Raw genomic sequence first — 23,032 nt, 5'->3', positions numbered from 1 at the left:
AAACACAATAAATTAAACCGCTTTTTTCACCTTTGAGAAAAGCGGTTTTTTAATGCCATCTGCACTAAATTTTTTATTTTTACATTAAAACCAAAACCATGAAATGTAAAATACTCACTGTATTATTTTTGATTTTAGCTGTAAGTTGTAAAAAAGAAACTGAAAAAGCTTCAGTAACAGAAGATAGTAAGGTTTTGTCTGATACAATACAAGATCAAACAGATGGGGATGTAGTAGAAAACAGTCAGCTGCCCGTTTTTCCTAAAGCAGGAAAAAAGATTGAGGATTTTTTGTTGGAACCTTATAAAGTGCAGTATGAAGCAGAAGGATTTTTAAATGATGATGAGTTGGAAGACATTGTATTGGTGTTGCAGAATAAAAACGATAATACAGATGTAAGACCTACATTGGTTCTTATAAAGCAAAGTTCCGGTGGATATCGTTTACAAGAAACTTCGTGGCAGGCTTTAAATCCTGAATATTCTTATGAAGGAAATAAAATATATGATTACGAAGATATTACTATTGGAAAAGACAAAACGCTTACTGTTACTCTAAACGGAATTGGCCCAGTAGGAACTCAGGAAACAACCTATAAATATGTTAATAATGAATTAGTTTTCACTAAAATACATGTTTTTAATATGGGAGCCGGATCGCAGATTGCTGTCGATTACGATTTGATTTCAGGAACTGCGGAAATGGAGTTAGTCAATACGATGGTTGACAGTATGCCAAGCACTCATGAAACCAAAAAGTTCAAGTTGGAAAAACAGCTTTTTGTGTATGACAGCCCAGAAAGAGTTCTTAAAAAACTTCCTGCTACAGACTGGTAAATATTTATAAGAAAGGCTTCCAATCAATGGAAGCCTTTTCTCTTTTGAATCTATTTTTTAATAATCTTTTGGTTGATCAGACCAGTATTGGTTTGAATTTTAGCAATATATGTTCCAGTAGATAAATTACTGATATCAATGCTTTCAGTATTTTTTTGAACCGTTTTTACCAAAGCACCCAGAAGGTTGTAAATTTCAATAGTTTCAACTTTCTGAGCATTATCAATTAAATGCAAAGTGCTATTAACTGGATTTGGATATAATAAAACTTTTTCTTCAGATTGAACAAGAGTTTCAGAATCTGCAATTCGTAAAGTACCAGTGTTGTAAAAAGTACTCATATAGAACAGATTGGATGTGTCTTTTTTAGTAATTGTATGATTTCCTGCAGCAAGCGAAACCGTTACAATTCCTCCAGAAGCAGTTTTGTCAGCTCCATCCACTTTAATAGTCGCTGCAGATTCTACAAATACAAGAGTTAAAGTACTTGTTTGTGATGTAGTAAAAGTAATGCTTGTAGAAGATTCTATTTTTAGGCATTGCGTCAATGTCAAACCATTGTAAGTTACTGTTCCTTTTGTTGTGGAAAGATTTCCAGTTATAGTATAAAAAGAACTGGTTTTTCCAGATGCTGTAAAATTATGGATTTCATTACCAGAACTGCTCGTTGTTACTGTTATCGTTCCTGATGCAGTTGCTGTGGTTCCAGTTCCGGTAGTAGTAACGGTATAAGAAACATTGGCTGTTGGAGTTCCTGTAATAGTAATAGTTTTTGCGGATGTATTTTTTACAAAACTAATTCCAGAAGCTGGAAGTCCTGTTACTGTTGCATCTGTTGCAGTTCCGCCCCATGTAAATACAATAGAATTAATGGCAATTCCGCTGGCTACAGTTTGACTGTTATTGTTTGTGGAAGTTAAGGTTTGTGCACCCGCCGCCGTAACTGTAATGGTTCCTGATCCTGTTGCAGGAGTACCCAAATTTCCGATCGTAGCTATTGAATAATTTACTGTAGCGGTTGGAGTTCCTGAAATTGTAATGGTTTTTGCAGAAGTATTTTTTACAAATGTCAATCCAGAAGCGGGTAATCCTGTTACAGTCGCATCTGTTGCGTCGCCTCCCCAAGTAAAAACGATTGAAGCAATTGCAGTTCCACTGGTTACCGTTTGATTGGTATTGGTGGTTGAAGTCAATGTTTGATTTCCTGTTGCAGATTCACTTTGTACAAAGACAAGATTTGTTTGGTATCCTGTTAATGCTGCTTTTAATCCTGTATTTACAGCGTCTGCACTATCATCAACAGCATTATTGAATGTCCATTGTAAATCTCCTCCCGAAATACGTCCAGCGTATTGCATTACGTTTGTTCTCGCTGTTTCAGGACTATCAGGCGTGTAAGAATACATAATACTTGAATTCGTGTCGAAGTTGTTGTAAGTTTTAGCTCCTTTTTTAGAAGTAATACTGCTGCTGATGGTTTCATTTCTTGAAGCCGCAACATAAGCATCAAATTCAACAGGATAAGTGGAAGCATTGTAAGTCACAAAACGTGTCTGACCGCTCATAGTATTATTGAATGCTTTTATAGTTCCTCCATCTTCGCTCGAAAAAGTTCCTGTTGCTCCATTGTACACATCAGTTCCTTGCATAGAAGTCAGCATTGGATATTTACAGTTTCTAAAATAGTTGGCTTCCACAAAAACTGAGGACCCCATAGTAGATCCAACACCATATTTTGAATTTCCATCATAATAATTGTTGTAGACATGAGCTGAATAATACCTAACTCGGGGATGACGAGAATCTGAATGATCATACCAGTTATGATGATATGTGATATACAAACCTGCCGTTGTTCCTTCACTTAGACCTAAAAGATTTGATTTTCCAGAATCCCAAAAGTGATTGTATGAAAAAGTAATATAAGTAGATTTTTTACAGTCCAAAGCACCATCACCTTTTACCTGATCGGCATCGCTTCCTGCATTTCCATAAAAGAAATCGCAATTGTGTACCCAAATATAATCGTTGTCTTGCTGTAAACCAATGTTGTCACCTTCACCGCTGTCACAATTCATTGTTCCTATATTTCTGACTTCAACATTTGACGCATTTTTAATTCGTATTCCCCAGCCGTCAGCTACTGCATCGTTTCCAATTCCTTCTAATGTAATATAACTTGAAGCATAATTATTGTTTTCGATTACAATATCACCATTTAGCATGTATGACAAATCTGTTATTTGTCCAATGATTCGGATTATTAATGGTCTCGCATCTTTACCCTTTTTATAACCGTCTAAAATTGTTTGTAAACCCACGCAAGGATTGGTTGTAGCTCCTGTTACGGTTAACGAAACAGTGTTTTTAGTTTGTTCAGTGATATACAAAATCACTGCATTGCTTTTAGGAGTTCCATCTGCATTATAAGCGCCAGGAACGCGTGAATTAGCAAAAGCAAATCCTGAACGATCGTGTGCTTTAACAATTAAAGAGCTGCTTGTTGTTCCTGTTCCTTCAGTTCCTGAAATTACGGGTTTAATTTTTACAGTATAAGTCCCAGCTTTTAATCCCGGAATATCTGCACGAAAATAACTGCCGTAACTTCTAATAAGCTGTGTGTCAATTTTTCGGTCAACTATTCCTTCTCCGGAATAATAAATATTATACGATTGAGCATTCGAAACAGACTGCCATTTTACAAAAACAGATTCAAGCCATCCGCTGGCTTCAGTAATTTGCTGTGCCCAAGTTTGTGACACAAAAAGAAAGACCGCTAGAAAAAGTAAGTTTTTTTTCATAATAGTTTAAGTTAAACATTAATAATAGTTTTTGTGGTTTTTTGTAATTGTGGTTTTATGATTTATTGTAATCGATTACACTAAATTATATAAAATTTTGATATTCTTATTAATTTTAGCCTTAAAATAGTTATATATTAAAATATTATCTTTTAAATGATTATAATGTAATTTATTGCATAAATTGTAATAAATTACACATTAGTATTGATGCGGTTTAAGAAATCTTTTACCTTATATTTTAAATTTTTTAATGGATTTTACCAATTTTTGTTAAATTTTTTAGTTAGTAAGTTTTTTCTTCTTTTTCGTTTGAAATTATTAAATTTGTATGTAGTTAAAAATGAATATTTTAAAAGATTTTAATTAAAAGTGCTCAAGTGAAATTGGTAATTTATGCGATTTATTCAGGAGATGGAAAAAATTTGTTTTCATGGAAACCTGAGGACGATTTGGTTTTTATAGAGTCTATACTTATGGATATAGGAGAGAAAAATAAAAAAGGAGCGGATCTTTTTTCTATAAGAATTGCGACTCCTGAAGGGTTAAAGCTTTTGAAGGCAGAAGATGGAATACTGGCAGCACGTCCTTTAATTATTGTAGAGAAATATGATTTTAATGAACTATGGACTTATTTGAATAAGATTGTCCTTTCTTGCGAGGCAGATAGTTGGAGTGATTGTGTTGAAAAATTACGATATCATTTTAATTGGGAATATGATGGCTATCGATAAATTATGATCTATATTCTGTATATACACTTAAAATAAAAAAGCCTTCTTGATTTTCAAGAAGGCTCTGTAATATGTTTTAGACCTAAATTTAGTCTTTACTTGAAATTTTAGCAAGTAATCTTAAAAACTCAATATATAACCATACAAGAGTAATCATTAATCCCATGGCTCCGTACCATTCCATGAATTTTGGCATTCTTTCTTGAGCTCCTTTTTCAATTAAGTCAAAGTCTAAAAATAGATTTAAAGCAGCTACGATAATGACAAAAACACTAATTCCAATACTCATCAATGAGTTTCCATAATGTACTGGAGTGAAATTGAAAATAAGCGATGCAATCCAAGAAATTAAATAATAAGTAGCAATGGCAAGTGTTGCAGCAATTACGATTGATTTAAATTGTTCGTTAACTTTTACAACTTTAAATTTGTATAAACCTAAACAAACCAAGAATGTTACTAATGTTGCGCCTACGGCATTGATTACGATTCCTGGAAATTTAGCTTCAAATATCGCAGATATTCCTCCTATAAATAAACCTTCAAACAAAGCATATCCCGGTGCTAAATACGGAGAAGCTTGTGGTTTAAAAGCTGAAATTAAAACTAAAACAAATCCAACAATTGCACCACCAATAGCTGGCAGCATAATGTTCATACCATTAAATGCCATCCACCATGTAACCATTGCAGATCCGCATAGTATTAAAAATAAAATAGCCGTTTTATTAATGGTACCAGAAATAGTCATTTCCTGATTGTAATCAATAATCTGAGCTTGATGTACTTCTTCGGCTTTTGAAGCAGCATTTGAAAAACGCTTGCTGTTTAAAAATGGATTTTTTGAATTAAAGTTCATGTTTTTGATGCTTTGATTTAGCCCAAATATATGGAGTTTTTTTGAAGTTAGATTGTTTTGTCCGTTTTTTTAACACGATATTTTCTTTTAAAAAATCAATTGTAAATAAAAAGTCCGTCAGAGAAATTCTTGACGGACTTTAATTATATGAGATGAAATTTTATTTATTTCAAAAGATCTAATACTAAAGAAGGGAATAAACCTAAAGCGATATTCAATCCTATTGAAATAACTGCAACAGCATAAATAAGGAATGGTTTTCCAGTGCGCTCTTCGTTTGGTTCTTTAGAATACATGGCTAAAATAAGTTTGAAGTAATATCCAACACTTATAATGGAGTTGATTACTGCTACGATTACTAAAATTACATATCCAGCTTGAATTGCTTGATCGAATAAAAATAATTTTGCGAAGAATCCAGAGAAAATAGGAATACCCGCCATAGATAATAATGAACCGGTCAGGATTGCAGCTAATAAAGGATTTGTTTTTCCTAAACCATGGAAATTGGTAACATCTTCATTATCTTGATTTTTACATACATAAAGGATAACACTAAAAGCAGCAATACCCGCTAAGGCATAAGCCGCAGTGTAATATAAAAGTACACCAGCAGAAATACTTATACTTAAGAAAGTCATTAACATAAAACCTGCGTGTGAGATTCCTGAAAAAGCCAGCATACGTTTTACATTTATTTGACGCAATGCCATAATATTTCCAACAGTCATTGAAGCAATAGAAATAGTAATTACAACATTGATAAATGTATACGAAAGATCTTGATTTTCTAATGAAGGGATTAAATTTAATCCAGATGCTAATTTGTATAATGTAGCAATGGCAATTACTTTTGCTAAAGTGCTCATTAAAGCAGTTGTTAAAGCAGGAGAACCTTCGTAAACGTCTGGTGCCCAAAAGTGAAACGGAACTGCAGCAATTTTAAAGAACATTCCAATAACCATTAAAATCATTCCAATTGGAAACCAGATTGGTAATTCGGCAGATAAAGCGCTATCGTGGATTTCTGTAATATCAAAAGTTCCCATTGCTCCGTAAATCAAACAAATTCCGAATAAGATAATTCCAGATGCGAAAGATCCCATTAAGAAATATTTCATTCCCGCTTCGTTACTCTTAATATTCAAACGATCACTTGCTGCTAAAACATACAATGCAATAGATAAGATTTCAATTCCAAGGAAAAACATCGCTAAGTTTCCAAAAGAAACCATAGCAACCCCACCTGCTAATAAAAATACTTTTATCGCTACGTAATCAGAGATTTTGGTCTGATGGTTTTCGTAAAAATTATGGCTTAACGCTACCAGGAAAATAGTTAGAATTATAAATAATGATGAAAACGCAGTCGAAAATTTGCTTACTGCAATCATATTATTGTAATAACTTGCTGTCGATCCAAATTCGTAATAGTTAAGTGCTAAAACGCCCAATAAACCTAAAATGGTAAACGGAACAATGCCTTTTCTAAAATTTAGAATTTCAAACAATAGGCAGAAAATACCCAATCCTGTTATAGCTATTAATGTATTCATTTTTGTTTTTTTGATTTAGGAAATCTAAAACTAATGACGCCCTAATTTTTATTTTTATTTAAAATATTAATTTTTGTTGATAACGTTTAAAATAGTTTCTAAACTTGGTGTAATCAAATCTGTAATTGGTTTTGGATAGAATCCGAAGAACAATAAAACTCCAATAATTACAGCCATTGAAATTCCTTCGTTAACCGAAACATCTGCAAAAGTTTTTGAATTTGTTTCTCCAAGCATTACATTTTGAAACATTTTAAGCATATAATAAGCTCCTAAGATAATCGTAGTTCCGCCCAAAACAGCAAACCAGATATTCACTTGAGAAAGACTGTATAATACGGTAAACTCTCCAACAAAGTTAAAAGTACTTGGCAACGCAACAGATGCCAAAACCAAAATCAAAAACATTGAAGTAAATTTTGGAGATTGCGTACGGATTCCGCCCAATTCATCAATTTGTCTCGTTTCATATCTTCTAAAGATAATTTCTGCAGCAAAGAATAAACCTACCACAACAAAACCGTGAGCAATCATTTGTAGAACAGATCCTCTTAAACCATCAAGAGTTAAAGTGTAAGATCCGGCTGCAATTAATCCAACGTGAGCTAAAGATGAATATGCTAATAATTTCTTTAAATCTTTTTGTCTTAAAGCGACAATCGATCCGTAGATAACTCCTGCAATTCCTAATACAATAAAAATGTTCATGTATTCTTTTGCTGCAAGTGGTGCAAGCGGTAACTGCCAACGGATAACGCTGTATAATCCCATTTTAAGCATGATACCTGATAAAAGCATGGTTCCAACAGTTGGTGCTTTTTGGTACACATTTGCCTGCCATGTGTGAAAAGGAATAATTGGAATTTTGATTGCATAAGCAAGGAAGAAAGCTAAGAAAACCCAAAGCTGTTCGAATGCTGATAAGTTTACTTTATACAAATCCTCAATTAAGAAGCTTCCTGCTTTTTGATATAAATAAATGAAAGCTGTTAACATGAACAACGAACCTGCAAGTGTGTAAATAAAGAATTTAACTACTGCTTTTCTACGTTCATCAGCATCTCCGTTACCCCAGATAAGAGCAATAAAATATATAGGAATAAGAGCTAATTCCCAGAAAATATAGTATAAAAGACCATCTGCAGCAAGGAAAGTTCCTATCATTGCAAACGCCATAAATAAGATTAGTGCATAAAAAGCTTTAGCATTTTTATAGTCATTTCCGAAAGAAGAGAATATAATAATTGGAGTTAAAGCAGTTGTTAGTAAAAGCATCGCAATTGCTAAACCATCGGCATTTAAAGCAAATGAAATTTTAGGCTGATTGATCCATGCATTCATAAAGCTGATATTTTCTCCAGCATTCAAATGGTTTAACAATACAACCGAACAGCCAAGAGCTGCCAAACTAAAGAACAAAGCTACTTTTGAAGCGAGTTTGTCACCAGCAAAATAGGTGATAAATGCACCAACTAAAAGAATAATTAATATAAGAGAAACGTTCATAGTTATAAAATTATTGAGCTAAAAATATATAGGAAATGATGGCACAAAGACCCAAAACAAAAACAAAAAGATATAATCCGATACTTCCGCTTTGTAATTTTTTTCCTTGAAATGCTAATTCATTCGTTACTTTTCCTAATCCGAAAACAAGTGCTGATAAACCAGTCTCGATATAATCTCTAAAGAATCTTGACAATCCGTTTACAGAACGCACAAATACTGCATCGTAAAATTCATCAACATAATATTTGTTGTATAACACTTTTGCAATACCAGTAATATTTTCATCACTTTCAGGAACATTATCTTGTTTGAAGTATTTCACATATGCAATTAAAATACCCAATAATCCGCCTAATACGGCAACTCCCATTAAAGTATATTCAGTTGCGCCTAAATGATGTTCTTCTCCGGCTGCTTTTGTGAAAAGAGGTGCTAAGTACTCATTCAACCAGCTGTTTCCTGGCAAGCTGATTAATCCTCCAAAAGTGGCTAAAATTGCTAAGATGATAAGTGGAATAGTAATTAAGGAACCACTTTCGTGTAAATGATGTTTCTGCTCTTCTGTTCCTCTAAACTCTTTGAAGAAAGTCAAGAACATTAATCTAAACATATAGAAAGCTGTCATAATCGAAGCAACAGATCCAACAACGTATAATGGAATACTGTGGTGGAAAGCTGTCAATAAGATTTCGTCTTTAGAGAAGAATCCAGAGAAAAATGGAACTCCAGAAATGGCTAATGAAGAAATCATCATAGTCCAGAACGTAATTGGCATCGCTTTACGCAAACCTCCCATATTACGCATGTCTTGCTCACCATGTAAACCGTGAATAACAGAACCTGAACCTAAGAATAAACAAGCTTTGAAGAAAGCGTGTGTGATTACGTGGAAAACAGCTACTTCATAAGCTCCAAATCCTAATGCTAAAAACATTAACCCTAATTGTGAAACGGTAGAGTAAGCCAATACTTTTTTGATGTCGTTTTGAACTAATCCAATTGTTGCAGCAACTAATGAAGTAATAGCTCCAATAACCGCAATTACGGTTTGAACGTCAACTGCTAAATCAAAAACAAAATTTAATCTAGTTACCATAAAGATACCTGCAGTAACCATTGTTGCTGCGTGTATCAATGCAGAAACTGGAGTTGGTCCAGCCATCGCATCAGGTAGCCAAGTGTATAACGGAATTTGAGCCGATTTACCACAAGCTCCAATAAACAAACATAAAGCAGCTAAAGAAAGTAAAGGTAAATTTAAGTTTGAAGCTCCAGTAATTGCCGTTTTTAAAGTTGCGTAATCTAAAGTAGAGAACATTGAACCAATGATGAACATACCAATTAAAAGACCTAAATCCCCAATTCTGTTCATGATAAAAGCTTTCTTTGCTGCATCATTGTAATCTTGGTTTTTATGCCAGAATCCAATCAATAGGTAAGAGCAAAGTCCAACACCTTCCCATCCAATAAATAGTACTAATAAGTTGCTTCCTGTTACAAGTGTAATCATAAAGAATACGAAAAGATTTAAATAGGCAAAAAATTTGTGCATATTCTCATCATCGTGCATGTAACTGATAGAGTATAGGTGAATCAAAGATCCGATTCCGGTTACGAAAAGCAACCAAAGAACAGACAATTGATCTAATAAAAATCCAAGATTAATTTTTAAGTTGCTTATCTGAATCCAATCAAACAAAGTAACTTCAATTGCTTTTCCAGTTGAAGTAATTTGATTAAAAAGTACAAGAGTAACAATAAAAGGAATTACTACAGCAACAGTTCCGATTGCTCCTGAAACTGTTTTGCCTAAGCTTTTTCCAAAGAAAACATTGATTAAAAATCCTAAAAAAGGAGTTAATACTAAAAGTAAAGCTAAATTAATATCCATTTCTTTTTATCCTTTTAAATTTTTTAAGTTATCGATACTAATTGAACCAATGTTTCTGAAAATAGAAACCAGAATTGCTAACCCAACTGCAACTTCGGCAGCTGCAACGGCCATCGAAAAGAACACAAATACTTGTCCTTGTGCATCCTGATGATAAGTTGAAAAAGCCACAAATAAAAGGTTTACTGCATTAAGCATGATTTCGATTGACATAAAAACGATGATAGAATTTCGTCTGTATAACACACCAAAAACACCAATACAAAAAAGTACAACACTTAAAAAGATGTAATTTTCAATACCTATTTGATTTAATATATTACCCATTACTTATTTAATTTTTCTTTTTTAGACAATAATACAGTTCCAATCATTGCCACTAAAAGTAGGATTGAAGCAAATTCAAATGGTACCATATATTCGTTTAATAATATTTTACCTAGTACTTCAATAGACTGGAAATCTTCTCCTGTTGAGTCGTATTCTCCAACAATTGGTTTAGAGTTGATGAAGATTGCAATTAAAACAATAACAATTAAACAGAAAGAGACAATTGCACCCAAACGCGTAATTCTAGGTCGGTGAACATCTTTTTGTTCGTTAAGGTTCATCAACATAATCGTAAACAGGAACAAAATCATGATTGCTCCAGAGTAGACTATAATATGTACAACAGCTAAAAATTGAGAATTCAATAATAAATAATGACCGGCAATTGAGAAGAAACAAATCACTAAGTAAATAGCTGAGTGAATAGGATTTCTGCTGAAAATAGTCAAGAAAGCAGTGATTACTGTAATAAACGCTAAGATACAGAATATCACTCCAACAGGAGTTGCGTTTGCAAGATCTGGAATGTGTATCATTTAGTTAGCGTTATTAAGTTGAGTATTTTTAATTGCCATTTCTAAAGGCATCACTAATTTATCTTTTCCAAAAATGAAATCTTCTCTGTCATAATTAGCAGGAACTAATACTTTAGATTTTGTCAAATAGATGGCATCTTTCGGGCAAGCTTCTTCACACAATCCGCAGAAAATACAACGAAGCATGTTGATCTCATAGATTTCAGCATATTTTTCTTCTCTGTATAAGTGTTTTTCATCTGGTTTGCGTTCAGCAGCTTTCATAGTGATTGCTTCTGCAGGACATGATAAAGCACATAATCCACATGCAGTACAGTTTTCACGACCTTGCTCATCGCGTTTCAACATATGTTGTCCACGGTATACAGGACTCATTTCACGAACCTGCTCTGGATAGTGAATGGTAATTTTTTTTCTAAAAAGGTGTTTTAATGTAATAAACAAACCTTTTACAATCGCCACAAGATACAATCGCTCAATAAAAGTCATGTCTTTATTTGACACCACTTTTTTTCTACCCGATAATGATATAGTTTCTATTGACATTTTATTAGTATAATTTATGATTCAAAATTTGATGAATCAAATTCAAATCTATTTTGTTTTTATTTGATACTGATTACGGTTCTTAGAATCCTAACGCTGCTGCGATATCGTGTCTTAATATAACAGCACCTGTAATCATGATGTTAATAATCGAAAGCGGAATTAAAATTCTCCAGCCTAAGTTCATTAACTGGTCATATCTAAATCTTGGAATCGTCCAACGTACCCACATGTAAAAGAATATGAAGAAACATATTTTTACAAACAATACTGCAATTCCTAATAAGTTTGCTGAATTTACGCCAACATTATCTACCATCCACTGCATTCCTGGATAGTTATAACCTCCAAAGAATAATACAGAAATAATAGTAGCAGAGATAAACATACTTGCATATTCAGCAAATAAATAGAATCCCATTTTCATAGATGAATATTCGGTATGATAACCTCCAATTAATTCGTTTTCACATTCTGCTAAGTCGAAAGGAGTTCTGTTAGTTTCTGCAAATGAACAAATTAAAAAGATTAAGAAGGATAATGGCTGATAAAAAACATTCCAGTGCATTCCTGGCTGTTGTAATGAAATTTCTTTTAAGCTCATTGTTCCAGTCATCATCAATAAAGCAATCATCGATAATCCCATTGCGATTTCGTAAGAAACCATTTGAGAAGCCGCACGAACAGCTCCCATTAATGAGAATTTATTATTAGACGCCCATCCACCAATCATGATACCGTAAACTCCAACAGAAAGTACTCCAAAAATGTATAGTAAAGCGATATTAACATCAGTTGCCTGAAGAATAATGTCTTTTCCAAAAAGGTGAAGTTTGTCTCCCCACGGAATTACAGCACTTGTCATTAAAGCGGTACTCATGGCTATTGCCGGACCTACGATGAATAAAAATCGGTTTGGTGTATTTGGGAAAAATTCCTCTTTTGAGAATAATTTCATACCATCAGCAAGTGGTTGTAATAAACCTCCCCATCCGGCACGGTTTGGACCAACACGATCCTGAAGGAAAGCAGCAACTTTACGTTCTGCCCATGTAGAATACATTGCCATAATCATTGTTACCGCAAAAACGACAACAATAACAACACTTTTTTCTATAATAAATGCACTTTCCATTTCTTACTATTTTTTATCTTTATTAGTTAATGGAATTGCTGCCATACTAATTTTTTTACGGTCAACATCACGGCCTAAAAGAATGTTCTTTTCAGTATCGATTTGAACTTTCTCTAATTTTTGAGTATAATTATTTTGGTTGATTACAGAATCTTTTTCAAATTCTCTTGGACCTTCAATCACCCAGTCATTAACATCTTTATGGTCAAAACGACAGCTGTTGCAGATAAACTCTTCAACTTCATGGTACTCGTCTTTACGACCCGTTACACGCTGAATTTCTCCACCAAACATCCAAACGGTAGTTTTACCGCAGCATCCTGGAGTTGTACATTCTCTATGTGCATTGTAAGGTTTGTTAAACCAAACTCTTGATTTAAAACGGAAAGTTTTGTCTGTTAAAGCTCCAACCGGACAAACGTCAATCATGTTTCCAGAAAACTCATTGTCGATTGCTTTAGAAATTCCGGTAGAAATATTAGCGTGGTCACCACGATCTAATACTCCGTGAACTCTGTTGTCTGTTAATTGATCTGCAACTTGTACACATCTTTGACATAAAATACAACGGTTCATATGTAGTTGAATATTTGGACCAATATCTTCTGGTTCAAATGTTCTTTTTTCTTCAATATAACGTGATTTTGGGTTTCCGTGCTCAAAACTTAAATTTTGAAGATCACATTCACCAGCTTGATCACAAATAGGGCAGTCTAATGGGTGGTTGATCAATAAAAATTCTGTTACAGATTTACGGGCATCCATAACTCTGGCAGAAGATTTACTGTTTACTTCCATTCCGTCCATACATCCTGTTACACAAGATGCCATTAATTTTGGCATTGGTCTTGGGTCAGCTTCACTTCCTTTCGAAACTTCAACTAAACAACAACGACATTTTCCACCGCTGCCTTTTAATTTTGAGTAATAGCACATGGCTGGCGGCACTAAATCTCCACCAATCATACGTGCAGCCTGCAGGATTGTTGTTCCTGGCTCTACGTCTATACTTTGACCGTCTATCGTTACTTTCATCTCTTTGTTTTGTTTTTTTAGTTTCAGGTTTAAAGTTTCAGGTTATTGAACTTGAAACCAAAAAAACATGAAACTTGAAACTATATTTTAAACTGTTTGTTTGCCTACTAAATGCTTAACTTGTGAGAAAGGCTCGGCAACAAAGTGATCTCTATTTTTGATTTTTTCTGGGAAACGAACATGATATTCAAATTCATCTCTAAAGTGACGAATTGCAGCAGCTACTGGCCAAGATGCAGCGTCTCCAAGAGGACAAATTGTGTTTCCTTCAATTTTACTTTGAATGCTCCACAATAATTCGATATCTTCTTCACGGCCATGACCGTTTTCGATTCGGTGTAATACTTTTTCTAACCATCCAGTTCCTTCACGGCAAGGCGTACATTGTCCGCAAGATTCGTGGTGGTAGAAACGAGCAAAGTTCCAAGTGTTTCTTACGATACAAGCAGTGTCGTTGTAAACGATAAATCCACCAGAACCTAACATCGATCCAGTAGCAAAACCACCATCACTTAAAGATTCGTAAGTCATTAATCGGTCTTCACCGTTTGCTGTTTTGAAAATTAAATCAGCTGGTAAAATGGGCACAGAAGAACCTCCTGGCACAAATGCTTTTAATGGACGATCTGAAGACATTCCTCCTAAATATTCATCAGAATTCATGAATTCGTCTACACTTAATCCCAATTCAATTTCGTAAACACCAGGGTTCTTAATATGTCCTGAAGCAGAAATTAATTTAGTACCTGTAGAACGTCCAATACCAATTTTTGCGTAATCATCACCAGAATTGTTTACAATCCAAGGCACAGTCGCAATTGTTTCAACATTGTTTACTACTGTTGGATTTGCCCAAAGACCAGAAACCGCTGGGAAAGGTGGTTTAATACGAGGATTTCCTCTTTTTCCTTCTAACGACTCAATAAGAGCAGTTTCTTCTCCACAGATATAAGCTCCAGCACCACAGTGAACGTGTAGTTCAAGATCGTAACCCGAACCTAATATGTTTTTTCCTAACCAACCAGCAGCTCTTGCTTCGTTGATTGCTCTTTCTAAAATTTTGAAAACCCACATATATTCTCCACGAATGTAGATATACGATAGGTTAGCGCCTAATGCGTAGCTTGATGTAATCATTCCTTCGATCAATAGGTGAGGAATAAATTCCATCAAATAACGGTCTTTGAATGTTCCCGGCTCAGACTCATCGGCATTACACACTAAATGTCTTGGTCTTCCTGATTTTTTATCAATAAAGCTCCATTTCATTCCAGCAGGGAAACCCGCACCACCACGTCCGCGAAGACCTGATTTTTTTACTTCTTCAGTAACTTCGTCTGGAGTTAATGTTTTTAAAGCTTTTTCTACAGATGCATAACCACCGTTTTGGCGATATACTTCGTAGGTTTTAATTCCAGGAATATTGATTTTATCTAATAATATTTTTTGTGACATCTTATTTATCGTGTAATATTATTTTATCATCTCTACAATCAGCAATAATCTGATCGATTTTTTCTTCTGTCAATTTCTCTTTGTAGAAATCCCCCAACTGCATCATCGGAGCGTATCCGCAAGCACCTAAACATTCTACACCAGCAATGGTAAACATTCCATCTGGAGTTGTTTCGCCCATTTTAATGCCTAATTTTTCAGAAGTGTAATCCATTAAATCTTCGGCACCTCTTAAACAACAACAAGACGTCTGGCAGAATTCAAACATGTACTTACCAATTGGCTTCTGGTTGAACATCGTATAAAAAGTTACCACTTCATAAACCTCAATTGGTTTGATCTGAAGAATTTCGGCAACTTTATCTTGCAGTTCAATGCTAAGCCAGTTGTTATGCGCATCCTGTACTTCGTGCAAAACAGGCAGTAAAGCCGATTTTTGTTTGCCTTCCGGATAATGGCTGATCAATTCATTGATGCGGTTCATCAATGCCTCAGTCATGTTTATTTCTTGTTTGTAATGTTTACGTTCCATTTTTAATTTTAGATTTTAGATTTTAGATTTTAGATTTTTTTAATCTTGTTCTATAATCTATGATTCTTCCATCATTATTTAAGTTTTAGATTCTTCAATCTGAATTTTTCAATTCCTAATTATAATTTTTAGATCTACATTCTAAATTCTGCATCTCCATCAGAATCTAAAATCTACAATCTAAAAACCTGCAATTTGTTAGGCATCTAATTCTCCTGCAATTACATTTAAACTCGATAAAATGATAATGGCATCTGAAAGTAATGCACCTTTAATCATTTCAGGGAATGCTTGATAATAAATAAAACAAGGTCTTCTAAAATGTAATCTATATGGAGTTCTACTTCCGTCAGTTGATAAATAAAAACCTAATTCTCCATTTCCTCCTTCTACAGCATGGTAAATCTCTGCAACTGGAACAGGAACTTCACCCATAACAATTTTAAAGTGATAGATTAAGGATTCCATTGAATTATATACGTCTTCTTTTGGAGGAAGGTAATAATCCGGAACTTCTGCGTGGTATTCGTTTCCTGCAGGCATTTTTTCTAAAGCCTGACGAATAATGCTTAAACTTTCCCAAACTTCAGCATTACGAACACAGAAACGATCATACGTATCACCTGATTTTCCAACAGGAACAATAAAATCGAAATCTTCGTAAGATGAATAAGGATGTGCCACACGAACGTCATAATCAACTCCAGCAGCACGTAAGTTTGGACCTGTAAATCCGTAAGCCATTGCTTTTTCGGCAGTGATTCCACCTACGTTTACGGTTCTGTCAAGGAAAATTCTGTTTCTTTCGAATAAGTTTTCGAATTCTTTCCAAGCTGGAGGGAATTCTTCAAGGAATTTATCTAGTTTTCTGAAAGCTTCTGGAGACCAGTCTCTTTCAAAACCACCAATTCTTCCCATATTTGTAGTTAAACGAGCTCCGCAAATTTCTTCGTAGATTTCGTAGATTTTTTCTCTAAATTGAAAAACGTATAAGAAACCTGTATACGCACCAGTATCTACCCCTAAGATTGAGTTACAGATAATGTGGTCTGTAATACGAGCCAGCTCCATAACGATAACTCTTAAATATTGTGCTCTTTTAGGAACTTCAATACCTAACAGTTTTTCTAATGTCATCCACCATCCCATATTATTAATAGGAGATGAACAATAGTTCATACGGTCTGTAAGAGGTGTAATTTGATAAAAAGGACGATTTTCGGCGATTTTTTCAAAAGCTCTGTGAATGTAACCAATAGTAGGTTCAGCTTCTAAAATTCTTTCACCATCCATCAATAAGATATTTTGGAAAATACCGTGAGTCGCAGGGTGAGTTGGACCTAAGTTAAGAACCGAAAGCTCGCTTCCGTCTTCATTGTGTCGCTCCTTAATTATTTTAGCATAACGATGCTCTGGTGGTAGTAATAGTTCTGACATTTTATAATGTTGAATTATTTAGCAATTTGATACTGTTCTTCCGAAGAATCTGTCGTCTTTGTCAGTTCTTCCGCTGTCTTCTAATGGAAATTCTTTTCTCATTGGGAAAGACACCATTTCATCCATATTTAAAATACGTTTCAATTGCGGGTGACCAATAAAGTCAATTCCGTAGAAATCGTATGTTTCTCTTTCCATCCAGTTTGAACTCAAGAATATATTTGAAATAGTTTTGATCTCAGGTTTTTCTCCGTTTAGGTAAACTTTGATTCTAATACGTTTGTTTTCGAACCAGTTGTGTAAGTGGTATACAACTGCAAACTGACGTTCTAATTCATTATCAGGATAGTGAATCCCGCATAAATCCGTTAAAAAGTGAAATTGTAGTTCAGGATCATTTTTTAAGAATAGAATCAATGCTGTAATTTTATCTGCAGAAGCTTCTAAAGTATAAATATCTCTTTCTTCGTGAAAGTTGAAAACATCATTATTAAATGTTTCTGTAAGTTTGTTTTGAATTTGGGTATTTTCTAAAGCCATCTTATGAGATATTATATGATGCTAATAATTCTTGGTATTCTGGAGAGCTTCTGCGTCTAACAGATTCGCTTTTTACCAATTCTTGTAATCTCATTACTCCATCGACAATTTGTTCTGGTCTAGGAGGGCATCCTGGAACGTAAACGTCTACTGGAATTACTTTGTCAATTCCCTGAAGTACTGAATATGTGTCGAAAACACCACCTGAAGAAGCACAGGCTCCTACGGCGATTACCCAGCGAGGTTCAGACATTTGTTCGTAAACTTGTCTTAAAATTGGCGCCATTTTTTTAGAGATAGTTCCCATTACAAGCAGCATATCGGCTTGACGAGGAGAGAAACTTACACGTTCTGAACCAAATCGGGCTAAATCGTAATGTGCAGCCATTGTTGCCATAAACTCAATTCCGCAGCAAGAAGTTGCAAATGGTAAAGGCCAAAGAGAATTCGCACGTGCCAAACCTACGACATCATTTAGTTTTGTAGCGAAGAAACCTTCACCGGCAAGACCTTCAGGAGGAGACACCATATTTACTTTTGAATCGCTCATTTTATTTTAGATTTTAGATTGCTGATTTTAGATTTTATCAATCTTAGACTGAAATCAATATTTTAAAAATCAATATTATATTTTGAGGAATTTTATTTTTCAAATTTCTAAATCAAAAACAATCTAAAATCTAGAATCTGAAATCTAAAATTCTTTATTCCCACTCTAATGCTTTCTTTTTGATGATGTAGAAGAATCCCACTAAAAGTAAAGCCATGAAAACAATCATTTTCAACATTCCTTCAACACCAAGATCTTTAAAGTTTATTGCCCATGGGTAAAGGAAAATTACCTCTACGTCAAACAATACAAACAAAATGGCAACCAAGAAGTATTTTACTGAAAATGGAATACGGGCATTACCAACAGATTCGATACCGCACTCAAAGTTTTTATCTTTAACTTCCGAGTTCCTTTTTGGGCCTAATTTTCCTGAAATAATGATTGTTCCTACCACAAAACCAACAGCCAGAACGAACTGCATTAAGATAGGAATGTAACTGTATTGATCGGATTGCATAAACTTAGTTTTTTTACTTTAAGAATAAGCCACAAAGATAGCTTTCAACGTTGTAACACACAAGCTAAACGGGGAGATAAGTAGACTATAAAAGCTCGTTTACATGTAATTTTTATTCATTATAAATAACATCATCTTTTTTTAATATTTTTTTAAGAAATGGGCAAAAAAAAACGTTCCGAAATTAATCGGAACGTTTTAACCATTCAGAGGCAAAAAAAATAAATTGCTATATTTTTCTTAGATTACTGCCACTTTAGCAGCAACTTTCCCTTTTCTTCCTTCTTCTTCTTCGTAGCTTACACGGTCACCTTCGCGTAATTCTTCCGCGTTAATTCCTGAAGCGTGAACGAAGATGTCCTTTCCTGTTTCTTCGTCTGTAATGAATCCATAACCTTTAGACTCATTGAAAAATTTTACTGTACCTGTACGCATTGTAATTGTAATAATAATTTATAATAAAGCAAATGTAACATATAAATTCATACAAAAGACATCAAGCTGTTAATTTTTTGTAAAAATTATTGATTTACAGTGTTTTTGCGTAGTTTATTGCATCAATTTATTTATAAAATACCATTATTTGAGAATCATTAATTGTAAGAATATAAAAATGAGTGAATTGTAAGAATTTGATAATTCGAAAAATGAATGTCTTGGGATTTTTCTTAATATTTTGATAAAAACAAAAAGACGCTGAAATTTCAGCGTCTTTTTAAGCTTGTAATTAAATTTTTACAATTATATCGTATCAATTTTAATGTGAAGTTCTTTCAACTGTGCATCATCAATTGCCGCAGGAGCATCGATCATGACATCACGTCCTGAATTGTTTTTAGGGAATGCGATAAAATCTCTAATCGTTTCTTGTCCGCCTAAAATAGCCACAAGTCTATCCAAACCAAAAGCTAATCCTCCGTGAGGCGGTGCTCCAAATTGGAAAGCATCCATTAAGAACCCGAATTGTGCTTTAGCCTCTTCCTCAGTAAATCCTAAATATTTGAACATTAATTGCTGCGTCGCTTTATCGTGAATACGGATTGATCCTCCACCAATTTCGTTTCCGTTTAAAACCATATCGTATGCGTTTGCACGAACTTTTCCTGGTTCTGTTTCCAGTAAAGCCATGTCTTCTGGTTTTGGAGACGTAAACGGATGGTGCATAGCGTGATAACGACCGCTTTCTTCGTCTAGTTCTAATAATGGGAAATCTACAACCCAGAGAGGTGCAAATTCTTCTGGGTTACGTAATCCTAAACGAGTTGCTAACTCCATACGTAATGCAGAAAGCTGAGCACGTGTTTTGTTTGCAGGACCAGAAAGTACAAAAATCATATCTCCAGGATTTGCTTCTGTTGCTTTTGCCCAGTTTGACAAATCTTCATTATCATAGAATTTATCTACAGATGATTTGTAAGTTCCGTCTTCATTGCATTTTACGTAAACCATTCCAGATGCACCCACTTGCGGACGTTTCACCCAGTCAATTAATCCGTCGATTTCTTTACGAGTATAATTTCCTGCTCCAGGAACCGCGATTCCAACAACTAATTCAGCTGCATTGAAGACAGGGAATTCTTTGTGCTGTGCAAATTCGTTTAATTCGCCAAACTTCATTCCGAAACGAATGTCCGGTTTGTCGTTTCCATATGTTTTCATGGCGTAGTCGTAGGTAATCCTTGGAAATTTGTCTACTTCAATACCTTTAATTTCTTTTAATAAATGTCTTGTTAAGCCTTCAAAAACATTTAAAATGTCTTCTTGCTCTACAAACGCCATTTCGCAGTCAATTTGAGTAAATTCTGGCTGACGGTCTGCGCGTAAATCTTCGTCACGGAAACATTTCACGATTTGGAAGTATTTATCCATTCCCCCAACCATCAATAATTGTTTGAAAGTTTGTGGAGATTGTGGCAGTGCATAAAACTGACCTTCATTCATACGGCTTGGCACCACGAAATCTCTTGCTCCTTCTGGAGTCGATTTGATTAAGTAAGGCGTTTCAACTTCGCAGAAATCAAAATCAGATAAATATTTACGAACTTCCATTGCCACTTTATGACGGAATAATAAACTGTTTTTTACCGGATTTCTACGAATATCCAAGTAACGGTATTTCATTCTGATATCTTCCCCGCCGTCCGTTTCATCTTCAATTGTAAATGGAGGAGTTAAAGCAGTATTTAAAATCGTTAATTCAGAAACTAAAATTTCGATTTCTCCCGTTGGAATATTTTTGTTTTTAGCTTCACGCTCAATAACAGTTCCTTTTACCTGAATTACAAATTCACGTCCAAGAGTTTTAGCCAATTCAAAAACGTTTTTTTCAGTACGGCTTTCATCAAAAATAAGCTGCGTAATTCCGTAACGATCTCGAAGATCTACCCAATTCATAAATCCTTTATCACGTGATTTTTGTACCCAGCCTGCAAGAGTAACTTCGGTATTAATATTTGAGGCATTTAATTCGCCGCAATTATGACTTCTATACATAATCAAAATTTTAGACTGCAAAAGTAAATACAAAATTCAAGATAATATAGTAAAGTGGTAAACTTGATGCTTATAATTTTAAATATTTTGTTAATTCTGAAATTTCAAAGCGGTTATTTCTTTAGATTTGAATCACTAAAAACAAACTATATTCTATATGAAAAATCTTTTTGCTGCAGGTCTGCTGATTTTTAGTACGTTGAATGCTATTGGTCAAGCCAAAAATGAAATAAAATTTACCGCTAAAATTGCTAACAGAAACAGTGATACTTTGGTAATTAAAGGAAGAAATAATTTTAAACAAGTTATCCCAATTAATAATAAGGAGATTTTTGCTGCGAATTTTGAAGCTCCAAAAGGGTTTTATGTTTTCTCTGATGGTAAAGAATCTTCAAACATCTATTTAAAACCAGACTCTGAAATTAATCTGACAATGGATGCCAAAGAGTTTGACGAAACAATTGTATATAAAGGTAAAGGAGTAAACGAAAGTAACTTTTTGGCGCAACAATCTTTAAAAGATGAGAAATTCCAAAATGAAGCTTTTTCTAAACCAGAAGCCGAATTTACGTCTCTTTTGGAAACCAAGAAAAAAACAGATTCTGAAAGTCTTGAAAAAGGAGATTTTGATCCTGAGTTTAAAACGGCCTTGAAAATGAGTTTTGAAAGTTTTAATCAATACGCATTTCAAGAATACGAAAGAGCATCGAAAGCTGCTAAAATGACTGGAAAAGCTTCGCCTGAATTTGACTATGAAAATTATAAAGGCGGGAAAACCAAACTTGCTGATTTAAAAGGGAAATACGTATATATAGATCTTTGGGCTACTTGGTGCGCGCCATGCCGAGCTGAAATTCCTTATTTGCAAAAAGTAGAAGAGATGTACCACGGTAAAAACATCGAGTTTGTGAGTATTTCTATAGATAAGGCAAAAGATCATGAAAAATGGAAAAAGTTTGTAAATGATAAGAATTTAGGGGGAGTGCAATTATTTGCCGATAAAGATTGGGAATCAGACTTCGTAATGAAATATGGTGTAACTGGAATTCCAAGATTTATTATCATTGATCCAAAAGGTAATGTGGTAAGTTCTGATGCTGCAAGACCATCTGATCCAAAGCTTCAAGAGCAGTTAAACGGCTTATTGAACTAATTTATTTACGAAATTGAAAACGTTATCGTAATTTTCTTTTTTGATAAAAATACCAGTAAAACCAATGCCTGAGCATTGGTTTTTTTTGTTGTTGGGAAATTTCCAATGTTAAGTTTTTATTCAATGTTACCAAATTGTTAAGCAAAAGTTTTTTTAATGTAAACAATTAATTATATTTGGTAAAGATTTCTTAACATTAAATACCTAAAGATATGAAAAAGAGTGTAATTTTAGCTGCAATATTGTTCTCAGGAATTGTAGTTGCACAAGAAGGAAAGCCTGAATTAGAAGCTGTTGGAAACAAGGTAAAAGCCACTTATTATTATGATAATGGTAAAGTACAGCAAGAAGGCTTTTTTAAAGATGGTAAATTAGACGGTGTCTGGGTATCTTATGATGAAAAAGGGAACAAAAAAGCCGTTGGAGAATACACAGACGGTGTTAAAACCGGAAAATGGATTTATTTTAATGAAAACAATTTAAACGAAGTTGCTTATGTAGATAATAAAGTAAGTTCGGTTAAGAGTTTACAAAAAAATGCTTTAGCAAATAGAAATTAATCACATAATTTCAGACTTTATAAA

At 34.1% G+C, this 23,032-nt stretch carries 22 protein-coding genes; 4 read left to right on the top strand and 18 right to left on the bottom strand.

All coding sequences use genetic code 11. The features are described 5' to 3' along the window. The first annotated feature begins 98 nt into the window (after positions 1-98). Positions 99-836: a hypothetical protein gene (locus P2W75_RS04190; protein WP_276379027.1), complete on the top strand. Its 738-nt coding sequence runs from the start codon at positions 99-101 to the stop codon at positions 834-836. Positions 837-886: 50 nt separating this feature from the next. Here the strand turns inward: P2W75_RS04190 and P2W75_RS04185 are convergent, their stop codons facing one another. Continuing rightward, positions 887-3,637, bottom strand: a complete 2,751-nt coding sequence (locus P2W75_RS04185; protein WP_276379026.1) for a T9SS type A sorting domain-containing protein — start codon at positions 3,635-3,637, stop codon at positions 887-889. Positions 3,638-4,017: 380 nt separating this feature from the next. On the opposite strand from P2W75_RS04185, the gene P2W75_RS04180 reads away from it, so the two are divergent. Continuing rightward, the gene (locus tag P2W75_RS04180; RefSeq protein WP_276379025.1) at positions 4,018-4,371 is read left to right on the top strand and encodes an Imm8 family immunity protein; all 354 of its coding nucleotides are present in this window, start codon (positions 4,018-4,020) and stop codon (positions 4,369-4,371) included. Positions 4,372-4,459: 88 nt separating this feature from the next. On the opposite strand, the gene P2W75_RS04175 is transcribed toward P2W75_RS04180, so the two are convergent. The 17 genes from P2W75_RS04175 to aspS all read right to left on the bottom strand — a co-directional run bounded on the left by P2W75_RS04175 (position 4,460) and on the right by aspS (position 21,295). Then, positions 4,460-5,230, bottom strand: a complete 771-nt coding sequence (locus tag P2W75_RS04175) for a Bax inhibitor-1/YccA family protein (RefSeq protein WP_276379024.1) — start codon at positions 5,228-5,230, stop codon at positions 4,460-4,462. A gap of 164 nt (positions 5,231-5,394) precedes the next feature. Beyond that, complete coding sequence (locus P2W75_RS04170) at positions 5,395-6,786, bottom strand: NADH-quinone oxidoreductase subunit N (protein ID WP_276379023.1); 1,392 nt, start codon at positions 6,784-6,786, stop codon at positions 5,395-5,397. 66 nt (positions 6,787-6,852) lie between these two features. Further along, a complete protein-coding gene (locus P2W75_RS04165; protein WP_276379022.1) occupies positions 6,853-8,292 on the bottom strand; it encodes a NuoM family protein in 1,440 nt (479 codons plus the stop codon). Positions 8,293-8,302: 10 nt separating this feature from the next. Next, the gene (gene nuoL, locus P2W75_RS04160) at positions 8,303-10,186 is read right to left on the bottom strand and encodes an NADH-quinone oxidoreductase subunit L (RefSeq protein WP_276379021.1); all 1,884 of its coding nucleotides are present in this window, start codon (positions 10,184-10,186) and stop codon (positions 8,303-8,305) included. 6 nt (positions 10,187-10,192) lie between these two features. Then, positions 10,193-10,513 (bottom strand): NADH-quinone oxidoreductase subunit NuoK, encoded by a 321-nt coding sequence (nuoK, locus tag P2W75_RS04155; protein WP_012023318.1) that lies wholly within the window; start codon positions 10,511-10,513, stop codon positions 10,193-10,195. Then, the gene (locus tag P2W75_RS04150) at positions 10,513-11,052 is read right to left on the bottom strand and encodes an NADH-quinone oxidoreductase subunit J (RefSeq protein WP_207298250.1); all 540 of its coding nucleotides are present in this window, start codon (positions 11,050-11,052) and stop codon (positions 10,513-10,515) included. Before P2W75_RS04150 ends, nuoK begins: the two co-directional genes overlap by 1 nt. Continuing rightward, positions 11,053-11,598, bottom strand: a complete 546-nt coding sequence (locus P2W75_RS04145; protein WP_207298249.1) for an NADH-quinone oxidoreductase subunit I — start codon at positions 11,596-11,598, stop codon at positions 11,053-11,055. A gap of 82 nt (positions 11,599-11,680) precedes the next feature. Then, positions 11,681-12,733 carry an NADH-quinone oxidoreductase subunit NuoH gene (nuoH, locus tag P2W75_RS04140; protein WP_207298248.1) on the bottom strand — a complete coding sequence of 351 codons (1,053 nt, stop codon included), beginning with the start codon at positions 12,731-12,733 and terminating at the stop codon, positions 11,681-11,683. A gap of 6 nt (positions 12,734-12,739) precedes the next feature. Next, positions 12,740-13,768 (bottom strand): 2Fe-2S iron-sulfur cluster-binding protein, encoded by a 1,029-nt coding sequence (locus P2W75_RS04135; RefSeq protein WP_207298247.1) that lies wholly within the window; start codon positions 13,766-13,768, stop codon positions 12,740-12,742. Between the two features lie 87 nt (positions 13,769-13,855). Continuing rightward, positions 13,856-15,223, bottom strand: coding sequence for an NADH-quinone oxidoreductase subunit NuoF (gene nuoF / locus P2W75_RS04130; protein WP_207298246.1), 1,368 nt, complete (start codon positions 15,221-15,223; stop codon positions 13,856-13,858). Position 15,224: 1 nt separating this feature from the next. After that, a complete protein-coding gene (locus P2W75_RS04125; RefSeq protein WP_057115709.1) occupies positions 15,225-15,755 on the bottom strand; it encodes an NAD(P)H-dependent oxidoreductase subunit E in 531 nt (176 codons plus the stop codon). A 198-nt stretch (positions 15,756-15,953) separates the two neighbouring features. Then, the gene (locus P2W75_RS04120; RefSeq protein WP_207298245.1) at positions 15,954-17,192 is read right to left on the bottom strand and encodes an NADH-quinone oxidoreductase subunit D; all 1,239 of its coding nucleotides are present in this window, start codon (positions 17,190-17,192) and stop codon (positions 15,954-15,956) included. Between the two features lie 18 nt (positions 17,193-17,210). Continuing rightward, positions 17,211-17,732, bottom strand: a complete 522-nt coding sequence (locus P2W75_RS04115) for an NADH-quinone oxidoreductase subunit C (protein WP_207298244.1) — start codon at positions 17,730-17,732, stop codon at positions 17,211-17,213. A gap of 1 nt (position 17,733) precedes the next feature. Continuing rightward, on the bottom strand, positions 17,734-18,282 hold the full coding sequence (locus tag P2W75_RS04110; RefSeq protein WP_207298243.1) for an NADH-quinone oxidoreductase subunit B: 549 nt from the start codon (positions 18,280-18,282) through the stop codon (positions 17,734-17,736). Positions 18,283-18,436: 154 nt separating this feature from the next. Next, positions 18,437-18,802, bottom strand: a complete 366-nt coding sequence (locus tag P2W75_RS04105) for an NADH-quinone oxidoreductase subunit A (RefSeq protein ID WP_207298242.1) — start codon at positions 18,800-18,802, stop codon at positions 18,437-18,439. A gap of 240 nt (positions 18,803-19,042) precedes the next feature. Beyond that, the gene (locus P2W75_RS04100) at positions 19,043-19,237 is read right to left on the bottom strand and encodes a cold-shock protein (protein WP_007137066.1); all 195 of its coding nucleotides are present in this window, start codon (positions 19,235-19,237) and stop codon (positions 19,043-19,045) included. A gap of 306 nt (positions 19,238-19,543) precedes the next feature. Next, a complete protein-coding gene (aspS, locus tag P2W75_RS04095) occupies positions 19,544-21,295 on the bottom strand; it encodes an aspartate--tRNA ligase (RefSeq protein WP_276379010.1) in 1,752 nt (583 codons plus the stop codon). 157 nt (positions 21,296-21,452) lie between these two features. On the opposite strand from aspS, the gene P2W75_RS04090 reads away from it, so the two are divergent. Continuing rightward, complete coding sequence (locus P2W75_RS04090; protein WP_207298240.1) at positions 21,453-22,448, top strand: TlpA disulfide reductase family protein; 996 nt, start codon at positions 21,453-21,455, stop codon at positions 22,446-22,448. A gap of 212 nt (positions 22,449-22,660) precedes the next feature. Beyond that, on the top strand, positions 22,661-23,008 hold the full coding sequence (locus P2W75_RS04085) for a toxin-antitoxin system YwqK family antitoxin (RefSeq protein WP_207298239.1): 348 nt from the start codon (positions 22,661-22,663) through the stop codon (positions 23,006-23,008). The last annotated feature ends 24 nt before the right edge of the window (positions 23,009-23,032 follow it).

Origin of the sequence: Flavobacterium sp. H4147, assembly GCF_029360735.1 — a bacterium.
GTDB lineage: Bacteria > Bacteroidota > Bacteroidia > Flavobacteriales > Flavobacteriaceae > Flavobacterium > Flavobacterium endoglycinae.
The sequence above is the reverse complement of the archived record's forward strand: the minus strand, read 5'-3'. Positions and strand labels throughout refer to the sequence as shown.

Coding starts and splice junctions, on each gene's coding strand:
- nuoL (WP_276379021.1), bottom strand. CDS start 10,186: ATGGATATTAATTTAGCTTTACTTTTAGTATTAACTCCTTTTTTAGGA.
- P2W75_RS04085 (WP_207298239.1), top strand. CDS start 22,661: ATGAAAAAGAGTGTAATTTTAGCTGCAATATTGTTCTCAGGAATTGTA.
- P2W75_RS04185 (WP_276379026.1), bottom strand. CDS start 3,637: ATGAAAAAAAACTTACTTTTTCTAGCGGTCTTTCTTTTTGTGTCACAA.
- nuoH (WP_207298248.1), bottom strand. CDS start 12,733: ATGGAAAGTGCATTTATTATAGAAAAAAGTGTTGTTATTGTTGTCGTT.
- P2W75_RS04120 (WP_207298245.1), bottom strand. CDS start 17,192: ATGTCAGAACTATTACTACCACCAGAGCATCGTTATGCTAAAATAATT.
- nuoF (WP_207298246.1), bottom strand. CDS start 15,223: ATGTCACAAAAAATATTATTAGATAAAATCAATATTCCTGGAATTAAA.
- P2W75_RS04105 (WP_207298242.1), bottom strand. CDS start 18,802: ATGCAATCCGATCAATACAGTTACATTCCTATCTTAATGCAGTTCGTT.
- P2W75_RS04165 (WP_276379022.1), bottom strand. CDS start 8,292: ATGAACGTTTCTCTTATATTAATTATTCTTTTAGTTGGTGCATTTATC.
- aspS (WP_276379010.1), bottom strand. CDS start 21,295: ATGTATAGAAGTCATAATTGCGGCGAATTAAATGCCTCAAATATTAAT.
- P2W75_RS04190 (WP_276379027.1), top strand. CDS start 99: ATGAAATGTAAAATACTCACTGTATTATTTTTGATTTTAGCTGTAAGT.
- P2W75_RS04150 (WP_207298250.1), bottom strand. CDS start 11,052: ATGATACACATTCCAGATCTTGCAAACGCAACTCCTGTTGGAGTGATA.
- nuoK (WP_012023318.1), bottom strand. CDS start 10,513: ATGGGTAATATATTAAATCAAATAGGTATTGAAAATTACATCTTTTTA.
- P2W75_RS04110 (WP_207298243.1), bottom strand. CDS start 18,282: ATGAGCGATTCAAAAGTAAATATGGTGTCTCCTCCTGAAGGTCTTGCC.
- P2W75_RS04125 (WP_057115709.1), bottom strand. CDS start 15,755: ATGGAACGTAAACATTACAAACAAGAAATAAACATGACTGAGGCATTG.
- P2W75_RS04170 (WP_276379023.1), bottom strand. CDS start 6,786: ATGAATACATTAATAGCTATAACAGGATTGGGTATTTTCTGCCTATTG.
- P2W75_RS04175 (WP_276379024.1), bottom strand. CDS start 5,230: ATGAACTTTAATTCAAAAAATCCATTTTTAAACAGCAAGCGTTTTTCA.
- P2W75_RS04090 (WP_207298240.1), top strand. CDS start 21,453: ATGAAAAATCTTTTTGCTGCAGGTCTGCTGATTTTTAGTACGTTGAAT.
- P2W75_RS04100 (WP_007137066.1), bottom strand. CDS start 19,237: ATGCGTACAGGTACAGTAAAATTTTTCAATGAGTCTAAAGGTTATGGA.
- P2W75_RS04135 (WP_207298247.1), bottom strand. CDS start 13,768: ATGAAAGTAACGATAGACGGTCAAAGTATAGACGTAGAGCCAGGAACA.
- P2W75_RS04115 (WP_207298244.1), bottom strand. CDS start 17,732: ATGGCTTTAGAAAATACCCAAATTCAAAACAAACTTACAGAAACATTT.
- P2W75_RS04145 (WP_207298249.1), bottom strand. CDS start 11,598: ATGTCAATAGAAACTATATCATTATCGGGTAGAAAAAAAGTGGTGTCA.